The 5,947-nt window shown below is 61.9% G+C and carries 7 protein-coding genes and 1 pseudogene; 4 read left to right on the top strand and 4 right to left on the bottom strand.

Annotated elements, in window-relative coordinates; all coding sequences use genetic code 11:
• A partial coding sequence (locus tag F4V54_RS09935) for an HhH-GPD family protein (RefSeq protein ID WP_487246616.1) occupies window positions 1-608 on the bottom strand: 608 nt, incomplete at its 3' end.
• Between the two features lie 24 nt (window positions 609-632).
• Here F4V54_RS09935 and F4V54_RS09940 point away from each other — a divergent pair.
• Together F4V54_RS09940 and F4V54_RS09945 are read left to right on the top strand one after the other, a co-directional pair.
• Window positions 633-1,247 (top strand): carbonic anhydrase, encoded by a 615-nt coding sequence (locus F4V54_RS09940; RefSeq protein WP_034662195.1) that lies wholly within the window; start codon window positions 633-635, stop codon window positions 1,245-1,247.
• Between the two features lie 9 nt (window positions 1,248-1,256).
• A complete protein-coding gene (locus F4V54_RS09945; protein ID WP_249041285.1) occupies window positions 1,257-2,039 on the top strand; it encodes a hypothetical protein in 783 nt (260 codons plus the stop codon).
• Window positions 2,040-2,048: 9 nt separating this feature from the next.
• On the opposite strand, the gene disA is transcribed toward F4V54_RS09945, so the two are convergent.
• From disA to F4V54_RS09960, 3 genes are read right to left on the bottom strand one after another with little or no spacing between them, the layout of a single operon-like run.
• Window positions 2,049-3,086, bottom strand: a complete 1,038-nt coding sequence (gene disA, locus F4V54_RS09950) for a DNA integrity scanning diadenylate cyclase DisA (protein ID WP_150387031.1) — start codon at window positions 3,084-3,086, stop codon at window positions 2,049-2,051.
• Window positions 3,087-3,098: 12 nt separating this feature from the next.
• Complete coding sequence (radA, locus tag F4V54_RS09955; protein WP_150387032.1) at window positions 3,099-4,499, bottom strand: DNA repair protein RadA; 1,401 nt, start codon at window positions 4,497-4,499, stop codon at window positions 3,099-3,101.
• Window positions 4,500-4,511: 12 nt separating this feature from the next.
• A complete protein-coding gene (locus tag F4V54_RS09960; RefSeq protein WP_034662204.1) occupies window positions 4,512-5,063 on the bottom strand; it encodes a hypothetical protein in 552 nt (183 codons plus the stop codon).
• A 207-nt stretch (window positions 5,064-5,270) separates the two neighbouring features.
• On the opposite strand from F4V54_RS09960, the gene F4V54_RS09965 reads away from it, so the two are divergent.
• Complete coding sequence (locus F4V54_RS09965; RefSeq protein WP_034662207.1) at window positions 5,271-5,855, top strand: CarD family transcriptional regulator; 585 nt, start codon at window positions 5,271-5,273, stop codon at window positions 5,853-5,855.
• Window positions 5,856-5,858: 3 nt separating this feature from the next.
• Window positions 5,859-5,947 (top strand): annotated as a pseudogene (locus F4V54_RS11920) (2-C-methyl-D-erythritol 4-phosphate cytidylyltransferase); the annotation flags it as partial.

The following is a 5,947-nucleotide window of genomic DNA, read 5'->3' on the forward strand; positions in this document are numbered from 1 at the left end:
CACGCGCAGGAATCCGCGATGGGGCACTCCCCGCACGCCGGTGCCGTGGCCGTGCACACGACCGCGCCGAGTTCCATGAGCCCCGCTGAGAAGATGTGGGCATCCTCCTCCGGTAGCAGGGCGGCGATCCACTCCAGCTCCGCTTTCTGCGGTTTCGCCAGCGGTCGCCCCAGCACAGCCCGCGCATAGACGCGCCGCACATTTGTATCCACCACGGGCACTGCCTGCGCAAATGCGAAGGCCGCCACGGCGCGCGCTGTGTAATCCCCAATACCCGGCAGCGCCAAAAGCTCACTCACCTCACACGGCACAACGCCACCATGCTTATCGAGGATCTCCTCCGCACACTCCTTCAACCTCAACGCCCTCCGCGGATACCCCAGGCTCCCCCACGCCCGCAGTACCTCAGCTGTGGGTGCCACCGCTAAGTCCGCCGGGGTTGGCCACCGCCTCATCCATTCCTCCCACTGCGGGGCGACACGAGAAACAGGGGTTTGCTGGCTCATCACTTCGCTGACCAGCACACCCCATGGGCTGGTTCCCGGCGCACGCCACGGCAAATCGCGGGCGTGGGCGGTAAACCAGGCGGAGACAACGGGGGGATCAATCACGATATGTGTAAGAATAGTGACATGCCGTTTAGAGTTATTCCAAAGGACGCCTGGGCCCACCTACTTGAGGGCAATGAGCGTTTCGCCGCTGATGCATCTGTTCACCCACGTACCGGTTCTGTGCGCCGGGAAGAGCTACGTTCTGGGCAGGAGCCGTTTGCTGCTGTGCTGGCCTGCTCAGATTCACGTGTGCCCGTCGAGATGCTTTTCGACGTCGGATTGGGCGACCTCTTTGTCGTCCGCACCGCCGGGGGCTGCGTCGACGCCGCAGTGACCGGATCACTGGAGTTCGCAGTCACCACCTTGGGGGTATCACTCATCGTGGTGCTCAGCCACGAAGAGTGTGGCGCGATTGGTGCGGCTATCTCCTCCTTTGAGGAAGGGGACCTGCCATCAGATCTGACCCGTGTTTTCGTGGAAAAGATCGCCCCCAGTGTGATTCGTGCAAAGAATGACGGGCACGACGAGCGTTGCGTCGTCGAAGAAATCCACGCAGCGGAGACCGCTGAACACTTGATTCACCGCATTCCACCGGTGCAGGCAAAAATCGCCGACGGGTCGCTGGGCATTGTTGCCGCAAGATACAGGCTTGAAGATGGCCGCGTCACGGTCGTCGAGGAGCATTTCGCGGGTTAGGATCGCGGTGTGACCTACCAGCCGCGAACCCCACGAACACCACGCCCCCCGCGCGACGCATATGAGGAGCGCGGGGCGGAACGCTCGGCCCGCCTGCCCGAGGAAATCTACATTCGCCGACGCGTTGCCGCGCTGGTAATCGTCCTGGCAGTAGTGGCCTTGCTGGTGTGGGCGCTCACATCTTTCGCACGCTCTGGCTCGAGTGAGAATGAGCCGAGTGCCACCGCGTTGCCCACAACCCTGGTGACCACCCCGACCGAACCAGACCCCGGCGCCGCCGAGGACACCACCGAGGCAACGGTCACCGAAACGAAGCCGAAGGACGAAAACTTCGATCCCACCGCCACCCAAGAACGCCCTGACGACGCAGAACTCGCTGCGAAGAACACCTGTGAACTCAGCGACCTCCAGCTGACCATCCAGGCCAACAAGACTAGCTTTGACATCAACGACCCACAGGACCAGCCTGAGCTGAACGTACAGGTGAGGAACCCGACGGGCGCTGACTGCGTCATTGACGCCAACGATGAAAAACTGCGCTTCGAGGTCTACTCCATCGCCCGCGATGGCTTCCATCCGGTCTGGGGCGACACGGACTGCTACGACCCGGTGATTAACGGCAAGCAGACCTTCGCTGCAGGTGAATCCCGTAACTTCCGCGCCACCTGGTCACGCCTGGCTTCCGCGCCGGGGCAGTGCTCGAACCGCCAGGCCGTGCCAGAAGGTGCCTATGTGGTTACCGCTACATTGGGCGACAACCACGCGGAGGGTGTCACCTTCAACATCCGCTAAGCCGCAGCGCTAGGCGTTGCGCCGCAGCCCCTCTACGATGTGGCGCGCCCACAAGAGCGACACGTTCTTCGCCTCTGCCAGCTGTTCTGCGTCGGCAGCGCGGATGGCGTTGAGGTCCCCGAATTCGGCAACGATGTAGTCGATGAGGGATTTCTGCACCCGCGGAATACGCGACAGAGCCCGGTAGCCACGCGGCGTCACCGATTCCATGAGGTTTTCCTCCGTCGCTGGCAGGCCCAACACCTGTGCGAGGGTGGCGGTGTTGAGCAGTTCGGGGTCGGGGAGGTGGTCGAGGGAGTCAATCGCGGCGTCGATAAGCTCATTGCTCGGCGCAACCTCCGCGACGAGGTAGTCGCACACGAGCATGGCAATGTCGTGGTAGATCGTGCCGCGCAGCTCCGTGAGTTGGAGGCGCAGCTGGCGCGCGTCGGTGCCGAGCTCCACGATCTGATCATCCACATCGCGTGCGGCGCGCTGCAGCAGAAGCTGACGTTGCAGCAGGTGCAGCACATCCTCCACCGCGGCGTACCGGTTCATCTCCGCAACGAACAGGCGTTGGTTCGCCTTGTCTACGCGGCTGCGGTACTGCTCCACGGTGGCAATCGCTTGATGGGCACGGGTGAGCAACACGGCGGGCTCCTCAAGGACGTGACGTTTCCCGGAAGCGTACACCGTCACAATGTTCATCGACCCAGACACAGAGACCACCGGTACGCCCGTGTGCAGCGCAGTGCGTTCAGCGGAGCGGTGCCGCGTGCCGGTCTCTGATGTGTGGAACGTCGGAGAAGGCACCAACTGCACATTCGCGCGCGTGATCCGCGTCAAATCCTCTGACAGCACGACGGCGCCGTCCATCTTGGAAAGCTCACGCAACAACGTCGCAGAGAAAGGGACATCGAATTCAATGCCGCCGTCGCACACGGCGGACACCTCTGGCCCGTCTCCCAGCACAATCAGCGCGCCGGTGTGCCCACGCTTGATGCGTTCGAGCCCGTCGCGCAGTTCCGTTCCAGGGGCGAGCCGCAGCAAAACATCGCGCATAGCCATAATGGCTAAAGTCTACGCATTTTGCTTGTCGACGACACTAATCGCCTCCCTCACCGTCCCCACCTGCACGACCCGCATCCCGGGGATTTCTTTTGCCAGGCCTGTGGGCACGATCGCATTTTCATAGCCCAGGCGAGCGGCTTCGGTGAGACGACGCTCAAGGTTGGGCACGCGACGCACTTCGCCGGCGAGTCCCACTTCCCCGATGACCACCGTCTTTGGTGGCAGGGGAGTGGTGTGTAGGCTCGACCATGTTGCCAGTGCCACGGCGAGGTCCGTTCCTGTCTCCGTGATACGCACTCCGCCGACAGTAGCCACGTACGCATCCTGGTCATTAGTGCGCTGCCCACACCGCGCTTGGAGAACGGCAAGCACCATGGGGACGCGGTTGTAATCCAGGCCCGTAACCACGCGGCGTGGTGACTTGTTCACCGGGTCAACAGTCAAAGACTGGACTTCGGCGAGGATGGGGCGCACACCGTCCATAGCTACAGTCACCGCTGATCCGTCCGGTGTCTGCCCCCGATGGGAGAGGAATAACCCCGACGGGTCCGGCACCTCCCGAATACCGTCTGCGGTTTGTTCAAAGCAGCCGACTTCATCTGTGGCACCGAAGCGGTTTTTCATTCCGCGCAGCATGCGCAGGCTCGTCTGCCGGTCGCCTTCAAAAGCGAGGACGACGTCTACCAGGTGCTCTAGCACGCGGGGGCCAGCAACATTGCCGTCCTTGGTCACGTGCCCGACGAGCAAAATAGGTAAATTAGTTGTCTTTGCCAGGGTGGTCAGAGCCGCGGTGACCGCCCGCGATTGCGCAACACCGCCAGCTACGCCTTCGACGCCGGCGGCCTGCATGGTCTGCACTGAGTCCACGATGAGAAGACTGGGCTTGACCTGGTCTACGTGGCCGAACACAACATCCAGGTTGGACTCAGATGCCAAATACAGGTTCTCATCTAAGCCGCCAGTGCGTTCCGCACGGCCACGAACTTGGGCTGCGGATTCTTCCGCCGTCACGTACAAGGCGGTGCGATCCCCCGTCGCCGCCCAGCGGGTAGCCACTTCCAACAACAGCGTTGATTTACCCACACCGGGTTCGCCCGACAGTAGCACCACGGAACCCGGCACGACACCGCCACCAAGGACGCGGTCAAGCTCTGAAATCCCCGACGTCACACGCCCAGCGGCACTGGAGTTGACCTTCGTGATGGGCTGCGCCGGTGACGCCGGCGCTAACCCCTTTGGCGCACTCGAGCTAATGCCGGTGCGCGCCTTTGCGGCCCCAACAGTACTCGTCGGAGCAGCTGCTGATTCCTCGAATGTGCCCCACGCACCACATTCGGGGCAGCGCCCTAACCACTTCGGCGACGAATACCCACACTCCGTGCAGGTGTGGACGGTGCGCTGCTTCACCACAGCTTTAGTGAACTAGTGCTTCTGCTCCGGCTGGCGGTCAGACTCGCCGGATTTTGCGGTCGGCGCGGCAACGGTAGCCATAGCCTCAACCGTGCCGGAATCAAACGTGAAGGTCACCGGAACGTTGCCGCCGTAGGCGAAGTTGTCATTGTCCACCGAGGTCTTCACGTATTCGATGCACGCGTTTTCAGCCTGCGGCATATTCTGCAGACCAGCAGCGGAGTCCCCCACGATGGAGCAGTTGTAGGCCATCGGCTCCGGGGTGGACATTGTGACCGGCTTGCCGTTAACGGTGGCGGACTTTAACGCGTGCTCATGGCGGTCATAATCCTGGTTAGAAGCAGTGAACTTCAACGCAGCGTCACCGTTGTCCTCCAAGACAAGGGTGATGTCGTGGACGGTGACAGATCCATCCTCAGTCTGAACACTCGCACCGTTCACGGCAGCGACCTGGGATGAGGTCTGGGTAATCTGGCCTGCAGAGCATGCGGTGAGCAGCACGGCAGAAGCAGCTGCGATGGAGACGGCACCTGCGCGGCGGATAACCGGCTTCAGGGAGTTCACGTCGATGTCCTCCTGGTTGGAATTTTTAGGCGTATCAACGTGAAAGCCTAGTCTTTTCTCTCCGACTATTCACAGTTTCCGGTCAGTGTGTGGGTGCAACCGGGGGTATCCATAATGGGGGCCGGTGTTGGTTTGGGGCCGGTGGTAAGATCGTGGCGTTATTCGTGTGGCGTGTAGTCGTCGATAAGCATGCGCGTAGGAGAGGGAATGGATTTTAAGGTCGGAGAAGTAGTTGTCTACCCGCACCACGGTGCGGCTCAGATCGCAGACATTGAGCAGCGAGAGATGGGTGGGGAGACACTGGACTTCCTCGTACTCAACATTCTTCAGTCTGACCTGTCGGTGCGCGTGCCTATTAAAAATGCGGAGCTCGTTGGTGTACGCGATGTTGTCGGCGAGGAGGGGCTACGCAAGGTGTTCTCCGTGCTGCGCGAGACGGATGTGGAGGAGGCCGGTAACTGGTCCCGCCGCTACAAAGCTAACCAGGAGCGTCTCGCGTCGGGCGACATTAACAAGGTCGCGGAAGTTGTGCGTGACCTGTGGCGCCGTGATCAAGGTCGTGGCCTTTCCGCTGGTGAGAAGCGCATGCTGGGCAAGGCCCGCCAGGTCCTCGTGGGTGAGCTCGCGCTCGCCGAGCCTGTCGACGAAGCCAAGGCCCAAAACATGGAACAGGAAATCCAGGCCATCATCGCCCGCCACGTGGAGCAAGGTCTCGTGGCTAAGCCGGAGGGGGCTTTCGACGCGGAAGATGACGTCGACCTCGATGACCTGAGCTTCGACGACGAGGACTAGACCATCAGCGACAATGGACGGCGCGTCGTCGCGCTTGTTGCGGCGGCGGGGCGCGGGACCCGGCTCGGCGCCGAGATCCCCAAGGCTTACGT

The organism is Corynebacterium tuscaniense, assembly GCF_008693065.1.
Lineage (GTDB): Bacteria > Actinomycetota > Actinomycetes > Mycobacteriales > Mycobacteriaceae > Corynebacterium > Corynebacterium tuscaniense.

What these genes read in the sequence shown, in the direction of transcription:
- F4V54_RS09940 (WP_034662195.1), top strand. Translation starts at nt 633, where the DNA reads ATGCCGTTTAGAGTTATTCCAAAGGACGCCTGGGCCCACCTACTTGAG.
- disA (WP_150387031.1), bottom strand. Translation starts at nt 3,086, where the DNA reads ATGGCTATGCGCGATGTTTTGCTGCGGCTCGCCCCTGGAACGGAACTG.
- F4V54_RS09965 (WP_034662207.1), top strand. Translation starts at nt 5,271, where the DNA reads ATGGATTTTAAGGTCGGAGAAGTAGTTGTCTACCCGCACCACGGTGCG.